Origin of the sequence: Enterobacter sp. 302C9 (assembly GCF_034106085.1) — a bacterium.
In the GTDB taxonomy this organism is placed as follows: domain Bacteria; phylum Pseudomonadota; class Gammaproteobacteria; order Enterobacterales; family Enterobacteriaceae; genus Enterobacter; species Enterobacter asburiae_B.
Genome location: NZ_JAWNBW010000001.1, coordinates 279143 through 297847, shown reverse-complemented (window position 1 = coordinate 297847; position 18705 = coordinate 279143). Strand labels below are relative to the sequence as shown.

Below are 18705 nucleotides of genomic sequence, written 5' to 3'. Positions count from 1 at the left end.
AACACTTATAACCGAAACGCCTCAAGCCGCTTAATCTGCCGCCCTTCTCCGTCAAAATTCTCCGCCGCCAGCCAGGCGCGCAGTTCGGCATCGCGCTGCGGCCACTCGCCGTCAATAATAGAAAGCATATCGCTGTCGCGGTTGCGCCCTTTGCGCACCAGCTTCTGGCGCAGGCGTCCTTCCCAGACAAACCCCAGCCGCTCCGCCGCATTTCGTGACGCAACGTTCATGGAATCGCACTTCCACTCGACGCGCCGGTAGCCGTGCTCAAACGCATTTTTCAGCAGCAGCCACACCGTTTCGGTGCCCATCCGGGTTCCTTTCATCCTGCGCGACCAGGTCACGTGCCCGATCTCCACCGACCCCAGCAGCCGCTCGTTAGCCATATAGCTCACCAGCCCCACCGCGCGTTCGGTGCGTAAATCAATGACGGCAAACGGCACCAGCTCATCGTCCATCACCTTACCCACGATCCAGTGCACGGTGGCTTCCACGCTCGCTGGCTGCGTGCTGGCAAGCCACGTCCAGTCGCTGTCGTCGCCCAGCGCATAGGCCTCGTAGAGATCGGCCGCGTGGCGATCGGCATCCAGCGGCTCCAGGCGGCAATACTGGCCGAACAGCGGCGTGCGGGTTAATACGCGCGCGCCTCTCCAGTCGGGAACGATATCGTTAACGGTTTGACCATGTTGATTGATTTCGGGCACGGCGGTGACTCCCTGAAAGGTAAGGAGTTTGTTATAGCAGGTTAAAAAGCGGGCGAAAAGCAGCGTATTTTAATAGCCCGAACGCATGCGATATTCCCGAAAGGCATAAGCAAAGCTGAATTTCGACTTTGCGGAATTTAAGAGTCGCCCTAACGTAGCGGAGCATAAAACAATCACAATATATTCTTCTCAGGGATCGCTATGACGAAAAAACTGTTGCCGTTACTGGTGCTGGCTGCGCTCTCAGGCGCTGTCCACGCCGCTACACCGCCCACCACGCTGGTTGTTGCCCAGGGGCTGGATGACATCGTGAGCCTCGACCCGGCCGAAGCCAACGAGCTTTCCAGCATCCAGACCGTGCCGAGCCTGTATCAGCGTCTGGTACAGCCGGACCGCGATAACCCGGAAAAAATCACCCCGATTCTGGCAGACAGCTGGGAAGCGGACGCGGCAGCCAAAACCCTGACGATTAAGCTCAAGCCCGATGCCAAATTCGCCTCCGGCAACCCGCTGCGCCCGGAAGACGTGATTTTCTCTTACACCCGCGCCGTGACGCTGAACAAATCCCCGGCCTTTATCCTCAACGTGCTGGGCTGGGACGCGAGCAACATCGCCAGCCAGCTGAAAAAGGTGGACGACCATACCCTCCAGCTTCACTGGACGGCGGACGTTAGCCCGTCGGTGGCGCTGAATATTCTCTCCACGCCGATTGCCTCCATCGTCGATGAAAAGCAGGTCGCGGCAAACGTGAAGGATAATGACTTCGGCAACGCCTGGCTGAAAATGCACTCGGCGGGCAGCGGCGCGTTCAAAATGCGCGTCTATCAGCCGCATCAGGCCATCGTGCTGGAAGCTAACGAATCAGCGCCCGGCGGCGCGCCGAAGCTCAAAAGCATCATCATTAAAAACGTCCCCGATCCGGCTTCACGCCGCCTGCTGATCCAGCAGGGTGATGCGGACGTGGCGCGCGATCTCGGTGCAGATCAGATAAGCGCCCTGGACGGCAAGCCGGGCGTGAAGGTGCTGAGCATTCCGTCCGCCGAGCAAAATTACCTGGTGTTTAACACCGGCAACAGCGCCAACCCGCTGCTGAACAACCCGGCGTTCTGGGAAGCCTCGCGCTGGCTGGTCGATTATGAAGGCATCACCAAAAATCTGCTGAAAGGCCAGTACTTTGTTCATCAGAGCTTCCTGCCGGTCGGCCTGCCGGGCGCGCTGGAAGACAACCCGTTTAAATTTGACCCGGCAAAAGCGAAAGCCATTCTCGCCAAAGCGGGCATTAAAGACGCGCACTTCACGCTGGACGTGGAGAACAAGCCGCCGTTTATCACCATCGCCCAGTCGATGCAGGCGAGCTTTGCTCAGGGCGGCGTGAAGGTCGATTTGCTGCCTGCCGCCGGGAGCCAGGTCTATGCCCGCGTGCGCGCAAAGCAGCATCAGGCGGCGATTCGTCTGTGGATCCCGGACTACTTCGACGCGCACTCAAACGCCAGCGCCTTCGCGTGGAACGACGGCAAATCCAGCACCGTGGCCGGGCTTAACGGCTGGAAAATTCCCGAGCTGAACAAAGCCACGCTGGCGGCGGTAGCCGAGCCGGATCCGGCGAAGCGTCTAGGTCTCTACAAAAAGATGCAGGAACAGCTGCAGCAGAATTCGCCGTACGTGTTCGTCGATCAGGGGAAAACCCAGATCGTGGTGCGCGATAACGTGAAGGGGTATCAGCAGGGGCTGAACGCGGATATGGTCTGGTACGATCGCGTCACGAAGTAGCCCTTCTCCTTCTCCCTCTCCCGTGGGAGAGGGTTGGGGTGAGGGCAACATCGTGCAACAGAGCCGCCTGTTCCCCCTCACCCCCGCCCTCTCCCACAGGGAGAGGGGGTCGTCCGTGCATATTTTCAGGATAACGATTTACCCATGCCACATCTTTCCACCCGCGTGCTCCAGGGTCTGCTGACCCTGCTGCTCACGCTCCTCGGGCTGCTGCTCGTCACGTTTGCGCTCTCGGCGTTTTCACCGGTCGATCGCGTGCTGCAGATCGTCGGCGATCACGCCAGCCAGTCAACCTACGATCAGGTTCGCCACCAGCTTGGGCTGGATCGGCCTCTGCCCGTGCAGTTCTGGCACTACCTGCAAAACCTTGCCCACGGGGATTTAGGCACCGCCAGCGCCACCGGGCAGCCGGTGCTGCAGGATCTGCTGCACGCGTTTCCCGCCACGCTCGAGCTGGCGACTTTGGCGTTAATCATCGGCGCCGTGCTCGGCGTGATTGCCGGGGTGCTGTGCGCCCGCTACGCCGGTTCGCCGCTCGATTTAGCCATCAGAACGCTCACCCTGCTCGGCAACTCGGTACCGATTTTCTGGCTCGGCCTGCTGATGCTGGCCCTGTTCTACGCGAAGCTGCAGTGGAGCGCGGGTCCCGGCAGGCTGGATGATATCTGGCAGTTCACCGTCGAGCCGCGTACCGGCTTTGCGCTGGTGGATACCTGGCTTTCCGGCGATCGCGAGGCGTTCCGCAACGCCCTCAGCCACCTGGTGCTGCCGGTGCTGCTGCTGGCCTATTACTCGCTGGCGAGCATCACGCGCCTGACGCGTTCCGCCTGCCTGAGCGAAATGAACAAAGAGTACATCCTGCTTGCCCGCGCCAAGGGCGCCGGGGAGATGACCATCCTGCTGCGCCACGTGCTGCCGAACATTCGCGGCACCCTGCTGACGGTGATCGCCCTCGCCTACACCAGCATGCTGGAAGGCGCGGTACTGACCGAAACCGTCTTCTCCTGGCCGGGGATCGGGCGCTACCTCACCACCGCCCTGTTCGCCGGAGACACCACCGCCGTCATGGGCGGCACGCTGCTGATTGGCGTCTGCTTTGTGCTGATCAATAACCTTACCGACCTGCTTGTGCGGGCGACCGATCCCAGGGTGCGCTGATGCCGTTTTGTCTTTTCTTACGCCGCCTGCGCCGCTCCCCCGCCGCGTTTTGCGGGCTGGCTGCCATCGCGCTGCTGGTGGTTATCGCCCTGTTCGCGCCGTGGCTCGCGCCGCTTGACCCGAACTGGCAGGACGCCGCCGCGCGCCTGCAGGCACCGAACAGCCAGCACTGGCTGGGCACCGACAGCTACGGGCGCGATCTGCTTTCACGCCTGATTTACGGCACCCGTCCGGCGCTAGGGCTGGTGGCATTAGTCACCGTAATCACCCTGCCCGCCGGGCTGCTGGTGGGGATTTTGTCCGGCTACTACGGCGGCTGGCTGGAGCGCATCCTGATGCGTTTTACCGACGTGGTAATGTCGATGCCGCGCCTGATCCTCGCCTTCGCGTTTGTGGCGATGCTTGGCCCGGGGCTGGTCAACGGCGCGCTGGCGCTGGCCTTAACCACCTGGCCGGCCTACGCGCGTCAGGCGCGGAGCGAGATCCAGCGGCTGCGCCACAGCGATTATCTGGCCGCCGCCGAGATGATGGGCATTCGCGGCCCGCGCCTGCTGGTCGGCCATATCCTGCCCCTGTGCCTGCCGTCCGCGATTGTGCGGCTGGCGCTGGATCTGGCGGGGATTATTCTGGCGGCTGCCGGTCTGGGCTTCCTCGGCCTTGGCGCGCGTCCGCCGATGGCCGAATGGGGCGCGATGATCGCCGACGGCATGCAGGTGATTTTCGACCAGTGGTGGATTGCCGCCATTCCGGGCGGAGCGATTCTGTTTGCCAGCCTCGCCTTTAACCTGCTGGGCGACGGCCTGCGCGACGTACTGGAGCCACAGCATGACTGAACAACGCGTCATCGTCGATGCGCTGAACATCGACTATCCCGCCGCGCGCGTGGTCAACAACCTCAGCTTCACGCTGGGCAACGAGCGGCTGGCGCTGGTGGGGGAATCCGGCTCGGGCAAATCAATGTCCGCCCGCGCCCTGATGGGGCTGGTGCGTAAGCCCGGCATCGTGAGCGCGAACCGGCTTAACGTGCTCGGCAACGACCTGCTGACCCTGAGCACCCGCCGCTGGCAGGCGCTGCGCGGCAACGGGATTGCGATGGTCCTGCAGGACCCGCGCTACGCGCTGAATCCGGCGCAAAACGTCGCCGCTCAGCTCGATGAAGCGCTGACCCTGCACCAGCGCCTGCCCCGCGCCGAGCGCCTGGCGCGCATTCACGACATCATCCGCGCCGTCGGGCTCAACGAACACGTCCTCACGCGCTACCCCGGCGAACTCTCCGGCGGCATGGGCCAGCGGGTGATGATCGCCATTGCGCTGATCAACAACCCGCAGGTGCTGATTGCCGACGAACCCACCTCCGCGCTGGACGCCCGCCTGCGCAACCAGATCCTCGAACTGCTGGTGCAGCAGAGCGAAGAGCGCCAGATGGCGATGCTGTTAATCAGCCACGATCTGCCGCTGGTGGCGGAGCACTGCGACCGCGTGCTGGTGATGTATCAGGGCGAGAAGGTCGATGAGATGGCGGCAAGCCGACTTCCGCAGGCGACGCACCCGTATACGCGAACCCTGTGGACCTGCCGACCCAATGCGCAAACGTTCGGCCAGATGCTGCCGACGCTGGACCGCACGCAGCCGTGGAAGGAGGCCGATAATGGCGCTCGTTGAGGTTAAGGATCTCCAGGTGAGATTCGGGGAGAAAACGGCGGTGTCCGCCGCCAGCTTTGCCATTGAAAAAGGCGAAACCTTCAGCCTGATAGGCGAATCCGGCTGCGGGAAATCAACTATTCTGCGCGTGCTGGCGGGGCTGCAGCGCGAGTGGAACGGCCATATTTCGATCCTGGGAGACGCGCTACGGCCAGGACGGCGTTTTGAAGGCGAGCTTCGCCGCAACGTGCAAATGGTGTTTCAGGATCCGTGGGCGTCTCTGCATCCAAACCACACCGTTGCGCGCACCCTGTCGGAGCCGTTAAACATCCACGGCGAAACGCGGATTGCCGAAAAGGTGGCGGATGCGCTGCAGCAGGTGGGGCTTTCCGCCGACGCGGGCAGGCGTTATCCGCACCAGCTTTCCGGCGGGCAGCGTCAGCGCGTGGCCATTGCCCGCGCGCTGCTGCTGCGCCCGCAGCTTCTGCTGCTGGACGAGCCGACTTCGGCGCTGGATATGTCCGTGCAGGCGGAAATTCTGAACCTGCTCAACCGCCTGAAGGCCGAGCACGGCATGACCTACCTGCTGGTGAGCCACGACGCGGGAGTGATTGCCCATATGTCCGACCGGGCGGCGTTTATGGCGCACGGGGAGATCCAGAAAGTGTTTGACCGTGAAGCGATGTTGCGGGGTGAGCACAGGATGGGGTAAATGCGCGCGGCGGTGCCCGGTGGCGCTGCGCTTACCGGGCCTACGTTTCGTGCCGCGTTGATGGTTTTTCGTAGGCCGGGTAAGGCGTCGCCGCCACCCGGCAAAAAAATCACTTCAGCAGCTTCACCGTGGCGTCGATGTCGATCTCATCTTCGGTGAAGATCAGCGTCGTATTCTGGAAGGTGGTGATCGCCAGCTTCTTCACCGTGCGCATTTCGCCCGGCTTTTTCTCGGATTTAGGCTTGATGCTGTTCATCAGCAGCCCCACCGACAGCACCGCGTTCTCTTTGTCGATTTTGGTATCAGCCGGCTCTTCTTCGTTAAACACCACGAAGGATTTGATGGAGGAGAGCTTCACGCGCTCGCCGGCAATAAAGAGATGTTTGCTTTCGGGGATCACCTTCACCGCGTAGGCGGAAAGGCCTTTGTTGTTGGTGGTTGGCTCAAAGGTCACCGCGGCATCTTTCTTAATCAGATCGGGGTTCGCGACCTTAATCACATGAAAATAGCGGTTGTCGCCGTTTTCATCTTTGATAAATCCAAAGCCTTTATCTTTAAACCACGTTGTGATTGTACCGTTCATCGCTGTTACCGCCTGTCAGATCGTAATGACTAAAGTTTTGCAGCGCGCAGTGTAATGCACAATGACGGAGGAGACAAAAAAAAAGCCCCTGCACGGGTGCAGGGGAAAACTCATGTCAGAGCTTTTACCCTAAATAATTCGAGTTGCATGAAGGCGGCGACGCAGCGAATCCCCGGGAGCGTACATCAGTACGTGACTGGGGTGAGCGAGGAAAGCCAACGCACAGGCAACTTGAAGTATGACGGGTATATTAGTATTTAGTTGAACACCATCCCTCCATCGATTAAGAGCGACTGGCCGGTCATGTAGTCGGAATCCGGGCCTGCCAGGTATGAGACGCAGGCGGCGACATCTTCCGGCTCGGACAAACGGCCAAGCGTAATGCGTTTGGCAAAGGTTTCGGTCCCGTAGCCGAGCGGTTTACCCGCCGCCTCGGAGACCTGACGGTCGATTTCCGCCCACATCGGCGTTTTGACGATTCCCGGACAGTAGGCGTTAACGGTGATCCCCAGCGGCGCGAGATCCCGTGCCGCGGTCTGGGTTAAGCCGCGCACCGCGAACTTGCTGGAACTGTAGACCGCCAGTTCCGGGTTGCCGGTGTGGCCCGCCTGGGAGCAGGCGTTGATGATCTTGCCGCCGTGCCCCTCTTTGCGGAAGGCGTCAATCGCGGCCTGGATCCCCCAGATCACCCCTTTCACGTTGATGTTGTAGACCTTGTCGACAATGTCCGGCGTGATGGATTCGATAGGGGTAGACGGCGCAATCCCGGCGTTATTCACGATAACGTTAAAGCCGCCCAGCGCGGTGCGCGCTTTCTCCACCGCAGCAAATACCTGTTCGCGGTCAGAGACATCGACCTTCACGGCGACGGCGTTGCCGCCGTTACGGATGATTTCATCGGCGACGGCTCTTGCCGTCTCGACGTTATAGTCGGCGATGGCGACGGCAAAGCCGTCTTTCACCAGGCGAAGCGCGATCGCTTTACCAATCCCCTGGCCTGAGCCTGTTACGAGAGCAACTTTTTGCATTTCTCTGTCCTTATATTGAGTCACAAAATCTGGCTGAGATGGAGCTGGCCCATCAGCAGCGGGTTATCGCTGTAGTCGACGGGAATGGCCACCACGGCCGGGCCATCCACATCCATCGCCGCACGCAGCGTCGGCTCAAGCGCCTCGGCGCTCTCCACGGCAAAGCCTTTCGCGCCGAAGGCGTCGGCATACGCTTTGAAATCGACCGGGCCGAACTCGACGCCGGATAGCCGCTGGTATTTTTTCTCTTCCTGAATCGCCACCATGTTGTAGGCGTTATCCACCCAGATGATATGCAGCACGTTGGCGTTGAGGCGCACCGCGGTTTCCAGCTCCATGCTCGACTGCAGGAAGCCGCCGTCACCGGAGACTGAAACCACCTTGCGGCCCGGGTTCACCAGCCACGCGCCAATCGCCCACGGCAGGGCAACGCCCATGGTCTGCTGACCGTTGGAGATCATCACCTGACGCGCCCGGAAGCTGTAGAGATAGCGGGCGATCCAGATGTGGAAGCTGCCCATGTCGACGGTGAGCGTCACGTCGTTATTCACGATGTCCTGCATGGCGCGCACGATGCGCAGCGGGTGAAGGGCAAACTGGTTGAGCGAGGCGCCGCGGCGGTCGAGGAGATCGCGCTGATGCTGGCGATCGACCAGAATTTCGGAGGCACGCTGGCTCAGCTCGAGCTTACGATCGATCCGGTTAGCAAGCAGGTTCAGCGTTTCGGCGATGTCCCCCACCAGCTCCAGATCCGGGACGTAGTTACGCTCTTCATAAGCGGGCAGCACGTCGATATGCACCAGCGTCGCGTCGCCGCTGTTCCACATGGACGGCTCGTACTCCACCGGGCTGTAGCCGATGCAGATAATCAGGTCCGCCAGATGCAGCAGCCGGTCGCCCGCCTGGTTATTGAACAGGCCGACGCGGCCGGCAAAGCGGGTGAAGTGCTCCTGGTTTACCGCCCCGGCGGCCTGATAGGTGCTGGTCACCGGAATGCGGCTTTTCTCCAGCAGCTTGCGCAGCGCGGCGCTGTTCGCGGGCTGGCTGGCCATCAGGCCGAGTAAAATGACCGGATTTTTGGCGTTTTCGATAAGCTTCGCCACGTCGTTAATCGCTGACTCCGGTGCCGGGCCCATCAGCGCCGGGCCGCTGGCGGGTAAAATCGCCCCCGTGGCGGGCTGGTCGACGATATCCTGCGGCAGGCTGACGAACGCGCCCCCCGGCCTGCCGTGCTCGGCAGCGCGAAACGCGTTCGATACCACCTCGGCAATCGCGTCCGGCGAGCTGACCTCCACGGCGTATTTAGTGACAGGGCTGAACATGGCGACGGTGTCCATGCTCTGGTGCACCAGCTTGGCTTTATCCGCCCGCTTCACCGCCCCGCCCAACGCCACCACCGGGTCGCCTTCGCTGTTGGCGGTGGCGATGCCGGTGATCAGGTTAGAACAGCCCGGCCCGGAGGTGACCAGCGCCACCCCGGCCTTGCCGGTCAGCCGCCCGACCGCCGCCGCCATAAACGCCGCGTTGGCCTCGTGGCGTACCGGGATGATCTCAATGGAGGAGTCCAGCAGGGAGTCAAAGACCTTGTCGATTTTCGCACCCGGGATCCCGAACACCTGCTTCACGCCCTGCGCTTCCAGCTGGCCGACAACCATATCGGCGCCGTGCGCCCACTGACGTGACTGTTTCTCACTGTTCACGGTAGTTCTCCTGTTAGTTTTCGACGGAACGGATCGCTGCATCAAGATTGCTGGGGTGAAGGTTGGCCTGTAAGAACGCGCTGTCAGCGGGCAGATCAATCATCAGCTTGTGAATTTCACCGAAGGTGAGCACGCCGCTCTCCAGCTGGTAGTCGAGCAGATGGCCCCCGCCCTGACGGTCGTCGGTGATGAAATGCTCGTGATAGCCCGCCACGTTGATGCCCTGCATGTGCTGCGGCGTGCGGAACCCGACCAGCACCCCTTCGCGCTGGTTAAAGCGGAACACCGGCTGGTCGTCCAGCACGTCGGTCATCGCGCGGTACGGCGGCTTCTGGCGCGGTACCGTGCGGGTGTGGGCGTGGCGGAAGTTGCCGTCAATGCGCAGCGCGCAGAACAGGTTGTCGGAGGGGATCTGCTGGTCGATGACGTCGTGGATCTGCTGACGGCTGACCGGTGCATCGAAGGTTTTGCGGTACTGCGGCTGGAACCAGGTCATCACCGCGAACGGCGTTTTCTGCTCCGGCTTCGCGGCCCGGGCGCTGCCGTCGGCGCGCAGCTGGTACACCTGGCTGCTGAAGGCAATCATTTCACCGTCCAGCTCGTTGAAGGTGCCCAGACCAAAATCACCGTGTGCCAGCAAATCGGCGATGGTGGTCTCTCCTTCGTACACGCCGCTTAGCAGGGCGCTCATTAGCGATGTCTGATAGATCACGCTGTCAGGATGCTGGGCGGAGAACCCCCGCAGGGTCTCGCACAGGCTGGCCTCACAGTCGCAGGCAGATGAATGCATCATCGTGCTCGTCCTCTTCAACTTTATTTAGAAAGGTTAAATAAATGTTGACCCGATTCAGCAGAGAGTTCCAATATAGAAACCATGCTGGTTTGAGACGTTTTAGATATGGAACTTCGTTATCTGCGGTATTTTGTCGCGGTTGCACGCGAGCGACACTTCACCAGGGCAGCCGAAGCGCTGGGTATTTCACAGCCTCCTCTGAGTCAGCAGATCAAACGGCTCGAAGAGGAAGTGGGCACGCCGCTGTTCAGACGCCTGACGCGGGGCGTGGAGCTGACCGAGGCGGGAGAAGCCTTCTACGAGGATGCCTGCAAAATTCTGGCGCTGAGCGATGCCGCGCTGGAAAAAGCCCGCGGCATCGCGCGCGGGCTGAACGGCAACCTGTCGATTGGCATCACCAGCTCCGACGCTTTTCATCCCAAAATTTTCGCGCTGATCCGCCAGTTTCAGGTGCAGAACATGGCGGTGCAGGTTCACCAGGTGGAAGCCAACATGTCGTCGCTGACGACGATGCTGGCGGAGGGTGAGCTGGATATCGCCTTCGTGCGCCTGCCGTGCGAGAGCAGCAAGGCGTTCGAGTTAAAAATCCTCGACCGGGAGCCGATGGTGGTGGCGCTGCATCGCGATCATCCGCTGGCGGCGTGCGATTCGCTGGCGTTAGAGCAGCTTCGGGATACGCCGGTGGTGCTGTTCCCGCAGGAGGTCGCGCCGGGGCTGTACGAACGGGTTCACGGCTGCTGCGAGCGGGCCGGAATTGACGTGCAGCACGCGCTGCAGTCGTCGCAGCTTTCCTCCTCCCTGAGCATGGTTTCCGCGGGCGGCGGGTTCGCGCTGGTGCCGAAATCCATGGCGGCCATTTCACCGCCGAATGTCACCTATCACGCGCTGAGCTCGCCGGAGCTTTATACCGATATCGCGCTCTGCTGGCGGCGCTTTGAACGCTCGCGGACGGTGAAGCGGTTTTTGATGATGATGAGCGAGGGGTGACGGCAATAGAGGGGTTTTGGTTTTTGTAGGCCGGGTAAGGCGCAGACGCCACCCGGCAATGCCAGCCTCTGTCGGTTCCTGGAACGGTAAAGGTCATGTTGATGCACGCTTAGGTACTACGTTTTCCTGGTAATTGTCTGCCGCAAACCCTCTGTTACTCTGGCTGCACTCAAGGGATGACAAGGCAGAGAGATGCTGAATCCAGGCTGGCAAGATGCCTTGAAATACCCTGAACAATGGAGGTTTTGATGACTACACGAGTTATTGCATTTTTGCTTATACTCGGCGCATTCGCTGTAAATGCTGCCGATGGCGGTAATGGTGGGGATGGCGGAAACGGTTCTGATGGAGGAAACGGTTCGGATGGCACCGTCTCAGCTCCGGGCCGTGCGGGTTGTCCGGGCGGAACAAATCCGGACGCGTCGGGAAAATTTTATCTTCCAGGAACAAAACAGCAGTGCAATCCGGGGAAGCAGGATGCCGTGAAAAGCGCCAGGCAATCAGATGCAGAGTGACAGTATGTTAACGCATCCTGGTTCCACATCCTCACTTGCCTCCTGCTTCAGGCATTAATATATGCGCCGGAATACGCAGAACTAGACTTTCGCCTCCGCACGTAATGCGGCCTGCACCGCGGGTCGGGTACTGATTTTTTCCCTGTACGCCAGTAGCGCGGGCCAGTCGTTGAGTTCAATTGAGAAGAACGTGCACCATCCCAGCACGGTGAAAAGATAGGCATCCGCCACGCTGAAAGATGCTCCCGTCAGATAAGCGCTTGCGGAGAGCGTTTCCTGAAGAAAATCGAACCGCCTGAACAGCTTCTCACGAAAAATCGATTTGGCCTCTTCGGGCAGCACGCGGTTGAAAAGAGGTGCCGATCCCGCATGTATTTCGCTGGTGATAAAGTTTAGCCATTCCTGAAGCCGCACCCGCTCCCAGCCGTCTGCTCGCGGTGCCAGCCCACTTTCTGGCTTGAGGTCTGCCAGGTACTGCAAAATGGCTGGCCCCTCGGTCAGGATTTTCCCGTCATCCAGCTCAAGCGCAGCGACATAACCTTTGGGGTTGATGGTCAGGAAGTCGCGCCCGTCAGCGGTAAGCTTGCTCCTGTTGTCCACTTTAACCAGTTCAAACTCAATCGCCAGTTCGCGAAGCACGATATGGGGTGAGAGTGAACAGGTGTCCGGGGCGTAATAGAGTTTCATAATCTCTCCGTTAAAGCGGTTGTGTGATTTACATACACTGTGCTTAAAGCCATTCTCACTGTAAAATTAATGACTCATAAAATAGCTATTAGCTGAGCTACTGATATCCATGATGAATCTTTTACACTGGCGCTTGCTGGTTGCAGTGGCCGATGCAAGTAATATTTCCCGTGCCGCTGAAGAGGTCGGTATGACGCAGTCGGGCGCCAGCCAGGCGATCGCTCAGTTAGAGGCCTCATTAGGATTTGCGGTATTCACGCGAGAGCGGCGCCACATCGGCGTGACTGCCCTGGGCGAGCGGGTTGTCAAAGAAGCAAGGAGTATGCTGGCGCGGCTGGATGCCATCCGTACACTGGCGGATGAGAGCCGGGGGCTGAGCGGCGGGCGCATTCGTCTTGCCAGTTTTCCTTCGGTGACATCCACGTTTTTGCCCGGGCTGCTGCGGGATTTTAAGCGCCTGCATCCTGAAATCGAGGTGGTCGTACTGGAAGGAACGGACCAGGAAGTCGAAGAGTGGCTGGCGGCAGATACGATTGATCTTGGCGTGGTCATGAACCCTATCCCCGGGCGTGCTGAAGCGCTCCTGGGACAAGATGCGTGGGTCGCGGTGCTGCCAGCCAGTCACCGTCAGGCTCGTTATGCACGTACGCGCGGCATCACCCTTGAGGAACTGGCAGACCAGCCCTTCGTGCTCGCAACCGGCGGTTGTGCCGTTAATGGAAAAAGCCTGATGGAACAGGCGGGCTTGCAGCTGTCTGACGTGCGGGTGACCGTCCGCGACTGGATCAGCGCCTGCCTGCTGGTGCGCGAAGGCATGGGCGTCGCGCTGATACCTGAATCCGCCCTGCCGGATGAATTACGCGGCCTGTGCGTCGTGCCCGTGACGCCTTCGCTGTGCCGGGAGTTTGGGCTGGTTTGTTCGCAGGCTGGCAAATCCTCCCGCGCGACGCAGGCGTTATTAGAAGGATTGCTCAAAATGAAAAGGTCTGCGTGAAGGAGTAACTGTAGTTCAAACCGTGCCCGGTGGCGCTGCGCTTGCGCGGGCCTACGGTTCGTGTCGCGGGTTGGTTGACGGTTTTGTAGGCCGGGTAAGGCGTAGCCACCACCCGGCAATGCCCTTCTGGAAGCCGCCTCGCAAACTTTCAAGAAACCTTATGTAATTCAGGGTTATCCCTTTTCATCCCTTCCCCGTGGTCGTAAAGTGCCTGCGTTGCGGCACATCCGTAACCGGGCGTAGGAACCCGTTAGCATAAAGCGATATTTTTTGTCGCGACAGCGCATATCCCGTTAGAATCACGGTGGCGCTGACGGAGCAGCCGAAAGGCTGGCCGTTTTTCTTTATGCACGGTATTCCTACCTCCGTCAGCGCTACCCCCTCTGAGCGTAGGAACTCATCGGGCGGTTAATATTTTTTTGCATAAAGAGGATGCCTTATGGCTACTATCCCTGGATTTTCTTACGCGCTCACTGAAGAAAGCGCTGTTTATCACCTTATCCACCTGCAACTTCCCGATTCTGCGAATCTCTTCGAACTGGCTGACGCCTGCACTGCGTATGTCAGCGTGCTGGTGGAAACTGACGACGCGGTGACGTTTGCCACACTCTGTAAGCGATTACTGGCTGCGCTTAAGCGGCTGCGGGAGTGCTGCAATGTCGAACTGCCTTCGCATCTGGTTGAACAACTGATTGCGGGAGAAAAGATTGCCTCCTGCGTGCCGGACTGCTGGCAAGAGACAACGCTACAGGTGGACTATGCCGTAGCGTTAACGTTGGCGGTTATGGGCGGGACGTTGCCTGTGAGCGTGGCGAAAGAACTCACCGGACTGCTGCATGATATGGTCTGGCTGTTGGCGGAGTTTGTGAAGGAGCCGTATATCACAGCGCACTGAGGCGGGTGATGGGAGGCCGGGGTTCTGCTGCGTAAAGAGCAGGATTTTGGCCTTGTGCAAAATACAATGTTGTTTGTTGGATTTCCGTTAAGAGCAAAGAATGGACTGCAAAAACATTTTAAGTATTATCGCAGATAATTATATAGTTCATTTTTTAACAATGTCGATAACATTACACGATAAAAGCATTAGAGTTGACACAGGCTAAATATTTGATAAAGTTATATTTTCAACACATTATAGTAATAAACCATGAACATTGAAGATGAATTGGTGAATTTTTTACACCGGACGATGCGTGACAATGACACTAAATATAGAGATATTGAGTTAATTTTATTTTATTTTGGTTTCCGAGAGGAAATGTGGCCAACATTAGATGATGCTGCAATCAGATTTAATGTTGGCGACTCTGACAAACGTCGTTCGGAAAGACCAAGGCAAATAATCAAAGAAAAATTCACAAGTAAAGTAACTATATCTGACCTACCTATAACGCATGAGGTTTATACAATAATTGAGTCAAACAGATGTTCCACTGTAGAAGATACAACAATAAAACTAAGGGAGAGAAATTTAGTCCCAACCTCATTTAGCATAAAGGGAATATTAAATTTACTGCATCACCTGAACGTCTGTGAAGAATATAATATATACACTAACAAACTTCTTCCTTCAAGCAGGCAATCAATTGATTCTGAAACAAACCTTTATATATTAAAATCATCAGAACTCCCTTATATAAAAAAAGCCACACGTAAAATAAGAACTTCCCCAGGGCTGGTTGGCATATCAAACTTTTCAACTTTCCTTAAAAATAATGAAGAGTGCGTGACTTACAAAGAAATATTATTAGATATAATTCGTTCTCGGGATGACATTTGGTTATCGAATATTAATGGCGACTATTGGTATATCGTAGAAGAAAGAGAAAACACTCTAATTAACAATTTAGGGAAAATTAAAAACATCGCTGATGTTGTTAATATTGACACGCTTTCTATTGTACTATTGAATGCTTTTAAACGAAGAACCCCACCTAAAGGTGCTATATATCCTCCCGCAAATGTTTTAAAAAAATATATTGAATCGTCTCGGTTCACTGAGTTTGATGGCTATGCTGTAAAGTTAACATTAGCAGCTGCTAACTTAAGAGATATAGAAATCGATATTATTAATTACATGCAAAATAAAGAGGCCATTAGTTTCGTAGAGGTCAAGTCTTTTCTTGAGCGGAGGGGTTATAGCAAACCCAACATAGATAAAGCAATACTAAATTCACCACTTATTTTTGCTGATAAATCCATTCGGAAAAGTTACACATACACCTTGTTGCAAAATGAATATTTTGCAAGTGAAATCGCCCTGGATAGATATGAGGAGTATAAATGCAAATTATTAGCAGCATGTGCCGAGGGAACGGATACTGAAACTACAAGCATATCGCGAAAAGAGCAGCGATTATTGAGAAGTTGGCTTTTTGAAAATAAAGAAAGTGAAACTTGCGCTATTTGCTCGAATGTATTTTCAGTGAATTCTCTGGTCGCCGCACACAAGAAACCAAGATCGATTTGTTCTTTCAATGAGCGAGTGGATCCTCATATTGTTATGCCTTTATGTAAATACGGGTGCGATTATTTATATGAGTGCTGCTATGTTACTATTGTTGATGGTGTTGTAAGTGATAATATTTCACTCAGACTATCAAAATTTGAATGTGATTATATTGAAAGAATTAGAAATAACATTATTGACAAACGCTGGCTTAAAGGTGATTTAAATTACTTCCGAAAAAATTAATCAAAGGAGGTAATAAGCCAGCAGTAAATATATTATCCTAACAACATAAGATCTATGTCAGATAATCTTTTCATCAATAATAAAGCGTCTGCTTCTGGCACAAAGCGGGCGCATCTTCCACACACGTCCATACACTGCTATAAGAAAAACCATCACCCGCAGAAATCCTTCTCACCAAACAATTCCTGAATACGCTACGCAAATCAAACAAATACCCAAAGCCGATCCATACCATCCACTTTAATCTCTCACCACCACCTCTTAAAGTGTTCGTACTCAATACATGAGCGCCGTAATCACGAGCATGTTGAAACTGCAGCCCATTGGAGTTTCCACATTGTCAACTCACCACCTACCATCTATAATGTTTCCATCCTGGAAACAAGGGGCAAGGATGCACGTCGTCTCAAGAGCGCCTTTCGACGCGGCTACCAGACAATTTCCTAATCAAGCACAAGCCCTGGACGATCTTTACCGGGTACTAAAAAAGGAGCATTACCCGTCACCGGACGATATGCGAAAACGCTTCCCCAGCCTGGACAGGATGAAGTACCGGGAGAAATGGTGGGTCATTGATGTGGGTGGCGGGCATTTAAGAGTGATGTTTTTTGCTGATTTTGAGCGAGGAAAGATTTTCATCAAACACATCAGCACACACGCAGAATATGACAAGCTCACGGACCTCTACCGGAGAACGAAAGAATGAATTATGCAACAGCCATCAAAGCGGCAAACGATCTGACAAACGCGCTCCCTTTCCTGGGCTCAAGCCCGTCGCGGCATGATTACGAGGATGCGCTGGCGTTGGTGGAGTATCTGGTCGAACACGAACCCGATAGCCCGCTGGTAGATATGCTCACCGCAAAAATCGATAAGTACGAAAACGAGTCTCCGGAGTTTGCGGAATTTAACGCGCGTGTTGCCCGCATTCCGTCAGGCGTTGCGTTATTGCGAACGCTGATGGATCAATACCAACTCACTCAGAGCGACTTCGAGAACGAAATTGGCAAGAAGTCTCTGGTGAGTCGAATCCTTAATGGACAGCGCACGTTAACGCTGGATCATATGCGTGCGCTGGCGAAGCGTTTTAATTTGCCGGTGAGTGCGTTTGTGGGGAAGTGATCGAGAGCAGGCGCTTTGTACCCAATCCGCGATAATGCGTCGTTTACATACAAGAACAAAGAGCTGTTAATGAAAACAATTGAAGAACTACGAAACGAGCTTCTAAAAATAGGTGAGCAACTAGGCGGAGGCACAAGGCCTAATCATTACTTCTTTATCCCTGACCAACCCGATGGGGTTGCAACTCCCTATCTTGAAATTCATGGCAAAGAATATCATTTTATCGTCAGTGAAAGAGGCCTTGAAATACAGCGAAAAGTAACGCTCAGTGACGATGAAATTCTGTATTGGTTCGTGGAGAGTGCCGTGGCGGGGCTCGCCTCAACGTTTGCAGCCAGCCATTCATCTGAACGAGAATTTAGAGAGGTTTATTTCAGAAGACAATACAGTTTAATGCTCTCTATCAAACCTGAATGGGCAACAAGAAAGCGCAAAGAAATCACTGAGCTCCTCCATTCGCAAAGAAGCGAACGTGGTTAACCCAACCGGCTCGTTACATTTACTTCCCTGTTGCCCTCTCTTTTCCTGGTAATTGCCTGCAACACACCATCTGTTACTCTGGCAGAACGCAAGGGATGACAAGGAAGAGAGATGCTAAACCCTGGATTCGTTACCCGCAAAGCGCTTGCTCAGTGGAAGGATGTTCCCGCTTTTCTCCCCCAGTTCCAGTTTCATGAAAAACACCTAACGGTCATTCACACTAGCCGCCCTGAAAATATTCTGCCGATGATTGCCAGCTTTGACGTCCGGCAAGATGCCGTGATTCGGCGGTTAATGTCATTGCGTCAAATACCGCAAAAATTTCTGCGCAACCAGAAGCCACAGTCGATCGGCAACTTTGGTTTGCACAGTTTTACCCTTTTGAAGAACTCTGCATCTGAGCTCTGCTATGGCTTAAGAGGGCAATTCTGGCGTACCGATTTCGGTCTGGAAAACGTGCCGGATGCCAGTGCTTTTCAGACTCCAGCCGAGCCGGGCAGCGCGAAACTGTTGCTGCGCTACAAGGTAACGGAGCTGGCGCCCGGCAAACATGAGCTCTCTACGGAAACATTCATCTATTGTCCGGACAGACGCACTCGACTAAAAATGTCGGCTTACTGGCTGATAATACGGGCGGGAAGCGGCTGGATCCGTAAAAGGACGCTGAAGGCTGTTAAATCGAATATTGAAGGACGGGAGTCATAAGATGCTGGCTTATATCACAATAGGTACAAACAACTTTCAGCGCTCCGTGAATTTTTATGACGCAGTTTTTAACGTTCTGGGCTATTCACGTCTGCCGGCATGGACTGAAAGCTGGGCAATGTGGGGAGATGAAAATAATCCCGGCGAGGGCTTCAGCTTCTGTCTTTGTCCTCCTTTTGACCAGCAGCCCGCGACGGCGGGAAACGGGACAATGTTCGCATTCAGTGCAGATAACGCGGATCTTGTCAGACGGTTCCATGCAGCTGGCCTCCTTGCGGGAGGAACGGATGAAGGCGAGCCTGGTACGCGAAGCGCGTACGGCCCCGACTTTTATGTTGCCTATCTGCGCGATCCTGACGGGCATAAGCTCGCATGCGTTTATCAGCATTACTCTCCTGAAGCCGATAAGTTTGTAGAAAAGGAATAGTCGC

The 18705-nt window shown here is 55.9% G+C and carries 22 protein-coding genes; 16 read left to right on the top strand and 6 right to left on the bottom strand.

Going from position 1 to position 18705, the window contains the following annotated elements:
* Positions 1-5: 5 nt before the first annotated feature.
* A complete protein-coding gene (locus UR289_RS01425; RefSeq protein WP_196354720.1) occupies positions 6-704 on the bottom strand; it encodes a GNAT family N-acetyltransferase in 699 nt (232 codons plus the stop codon).
* Positions 705-905: 201 nt separating this feature from the next.
* Here UR289_RS01425 and UR289_RS01420 point away from each other — a divergent pair, with 201 nt between their 5' ends.
* The 5 genes from UR289_RS01420 (at position 906) to UR289_RS01400 (ending at position 5985) form a co-directional block, all read left to right on the top strand.
* Positions 906-2474: an ABC transporter substrate-binding protein gene (locus tag UR289_RS01420; protein WP_320709056.1), complete on the top strand. Its 1569-nt coding sequence runs from the start codon at positions 906-908 to the stop codon at positions 2472-2474.
* A 144-nt stretch (positions 2475-2618) separates the two neighbouring features.
* Entirely contained in the window at positions 2619-3632 is a 1014-nt protein-coding gene (locus UR289_RS01415; protein ID WP_033144875.1) for an ABC transporter permease, read from the top strand.
* Positions 3632-4465, top strand: coding sequence for an ABC transporter permease (locus tag UR289_RS01410; protein WP_320709055.1), 834 nt, complete (start codon positions 3632-3634; stop codon positions 4463-4465). The genes UR289_RS01415 and UR289_RS01410 overlap by 1 nt, the downstream gene beginning before the upstream one ends.
* Complete coding sequence (locus tag UR289_RS01405) at positions 4458-5294, top strand: ABC transporter ATP-binding protein (RefSeq protein WP_182383155.1); 837 nt, start codon at positions 4458-4460, stop codon at positions 5292-5294. Before UR289_RS01410 ends, UR289_RS01405 begins: the two co-directional genes overlap by 8 nt.
* A complete protein-coding gene (locus UR289_RS01400; RefSeq protein ID WP_320709054.1) occupies positions 5281-5985 on the top strand; it encodes an ABC transporter ATP-binding protein in 705 nt (234 codons plus the stop codon). Before UR289_RS01405 ends, UR289_RS01400 begins: the two co-directional genes overlap by 14 nt.
* Before the next feature lie 109 nt (positions 5986-6094).
* Here UR289_RS01400 and UR289_RS01395 read toward each other — a convergent pair whose 3' ends face one another.
* From UR289_RS01395 to budA, 4 genes are all read right to left on the bottom strand, one after another.
* Complete coding sequence (locus tag UR289_RS01395; RefSeq protein ID WP_023310683.1) at positions 6095-6568, bottom strand: cold-shock protein; 474 nt, start codon at positions 6566-6568, stop codon at positions 6095-6097.
* 257 nt (positions 6569-6825) lie between these two features.
* Positions 6826-7596 (bottom strand): (S)-acetoin forming diacetyl reductase, encoded by a 771-nt coding sequence (locus tag UR289_RS01390; protein ID WP_024906954.1) that lies wholly within the window; start codon positions 7594-7596, stop codon positions 6826-6828.
* A 20-nt stretch (positions 7597-7616) separates the two neighbouring features.
* The gene (gene alsS / locus UR289_RS01385) at positions 7617-9338 is read right to left on the bottom strand and encodes an acetolactate synthase AlsS (RefSeq protein WP_198922085.1); all 1722 of its coding nucleotides are present in this window, start codon (positions 9336-9338) and stop codon (positions 7617-7619) included.
* Positions 9310-10089, bottom strand: a complete 780-nt coding sequence (budA, locus tag UR289_RS01380; protein ID WP_023310680.1) for an acetolactate decarboxylase — start codon at positions 10087-10089, stop codon at positions 9310-9312. Before budA ends, alsS begins: the two co-directional genes overlap by 29 nt.
* 105 nt (positions 10090-10194) lie before the next feature.
* Here budA and UR289_RS01375 point away from each other — a divergent pair, with 105 nt between their 5' ends.
* Positions 10195-11076 (top strand): LysR family transcriptional regulator, encoded by an 882-nt coding sequence (locus tag UR289_RS01375; RefSeq protein WP_038417608.1) that lies wholly within the window; start codon positions 10195-10197, stop codon positions 11074-11076.
* A 248-nt stretch (positions 11077-11324) separates the two neighbouring features.
* The gene (locus UR289_RS01370) at positions 11325-11591 is read left to right on the top strand and encodes a hypothetical protein (RefSeq protein ID WP_072210807.1); all 267 of its coding nucleotides are present in this window, start codon (positions 11325-11327) and stop codon (positions 11589-11591) included.
* 81 nt (positions 11592-11672) lie between these two features.
* Here UR289_RS01370 and gstA read toward each other — a convergent pair whose 3' ends face one another.
* Positions 11673-12278 carry a glutathione transferase GstA gene (gstA, locus tag UR289_RS01365; RefSeq protein ID WP_214538203.1) on the bottom strand — a complete coding sequence of 202 codons (606 nt, stop codon included), beginning with the start codon at positions 12276-12278 and terminating at the stop codon, positions 11673-11675.
* A gap of 109 nt (positions 12279-12387) precedes the next feature.
* Here gstA and UR289_RS01360 point away from each other — a divergent pair, with 109 nt between their 5' ends.
* From UR289_RS01360 to UR289_RS01325, 9 genes are all read left to right on the top strand, one after another.
* Positions 12388-13272 carry a LysR family transcriptional regulator gene (locus tag UR289_RS01360; protein WP_214538202.1) on the top strand — a complete coding sequence of 295 codons (885 nt, stop codon included), beginning with the start codon at positions 12388-12390 and terminating at the stop codon, positions 13270-13272.
* Between the two features lie 304 nt (positions 13273-13576).
* Positions 13577-13684 carry an ash family protein gene (locus tag UR289_RS21850; protein WP_157843315.1) on the top strand — a complete coding sequence of 36 codons (108 nt, stop codon included), beginning with the start codon at positions 13577-13579 and terminating at the stop codon, positions 13682-13684.
* A gap of 27 nt (positions 13685-13711) precedes the next feature.
* On the top strand, positions 13712-14167 hold the full coding sequence (locus UR289_RS01355; RefSeq protein WP_039264041.1) for a hypothetical protein: 456 nt from the start codon (positions 13712-13714) through the stop codon (positions 14165-14167).
* A gap of 252 nt (positions 14168-14419) precedes the next feature.
* On the top strand, positions 14420-15967 hold the full coding sequence (locus UR289_RS01350; protein WP_071884814.1) for a hypothetical protein: 1548 nt from the start codon (positions 14420-14422) through the stop codon (positions 15965-15967).
* Positions 15968-16361: 394 nt separating this feature from the next.
* Positions 16362-16673, top strand: coding sequence for a type II toxin-antitoxin system HigB family toxin (locus UR289_RS01345; RefSeq protein ID WP_039264040.1), 312 nt, complete (start codon positions 16362-16364; stop codon positions 16671-16673).
* Positions 16670-17089 (top strand): helix-turn-helix domain-containing protein, encoded by a 420-nt coding sequence (locus tag UR289_RS01340; RefSeq protein WP_320709050.1) that lies wholly within the window; start codon positions 16670-16672, stop codon positions 17087-17089. The genes UR289_RS01345 and UR289_RS01340 overlap by 4 nt, the downstream gene beginning before the upstream one ends.
* A gap of 69 nt (positions 17090-17158) precedes the next feature.
* Positions 17159-17569, top strand: coding sequence for an Imm63 family immunity protein (locus UR289_RS01335; RefSeq protein ID WP_320709049.1), 411 nt, complete (start codon positions 17159-17161; stop codon positions 17567-17569).
* A 111-nt stretch (positions 17570-17680) separates the two neighbouring features.
* The gene (locus UR289_RS01330) at positions 17681-18274 is read left to right on the top strand and encodes a hypothetical protein (protein ID WP_064673604.1); all 594 of its coding nucleotides are present in this window, start codon (positions 17681-17683) and stop codon (positions 18272-18274) included.
* Between the two features lies 1 nt (position 18275).
* Positions 18276-18701: a VOC family protein gene (locus UR289_RS01325; RefSeq protein WP_039264037.1), complete on the top strand. Its 426-nt coding sequence runs from the start codon at positions 18276-18278 to the stop codon at positions 18699-18701.
* Positions 18702-18705: the final 4 nt, after the last annotated feature.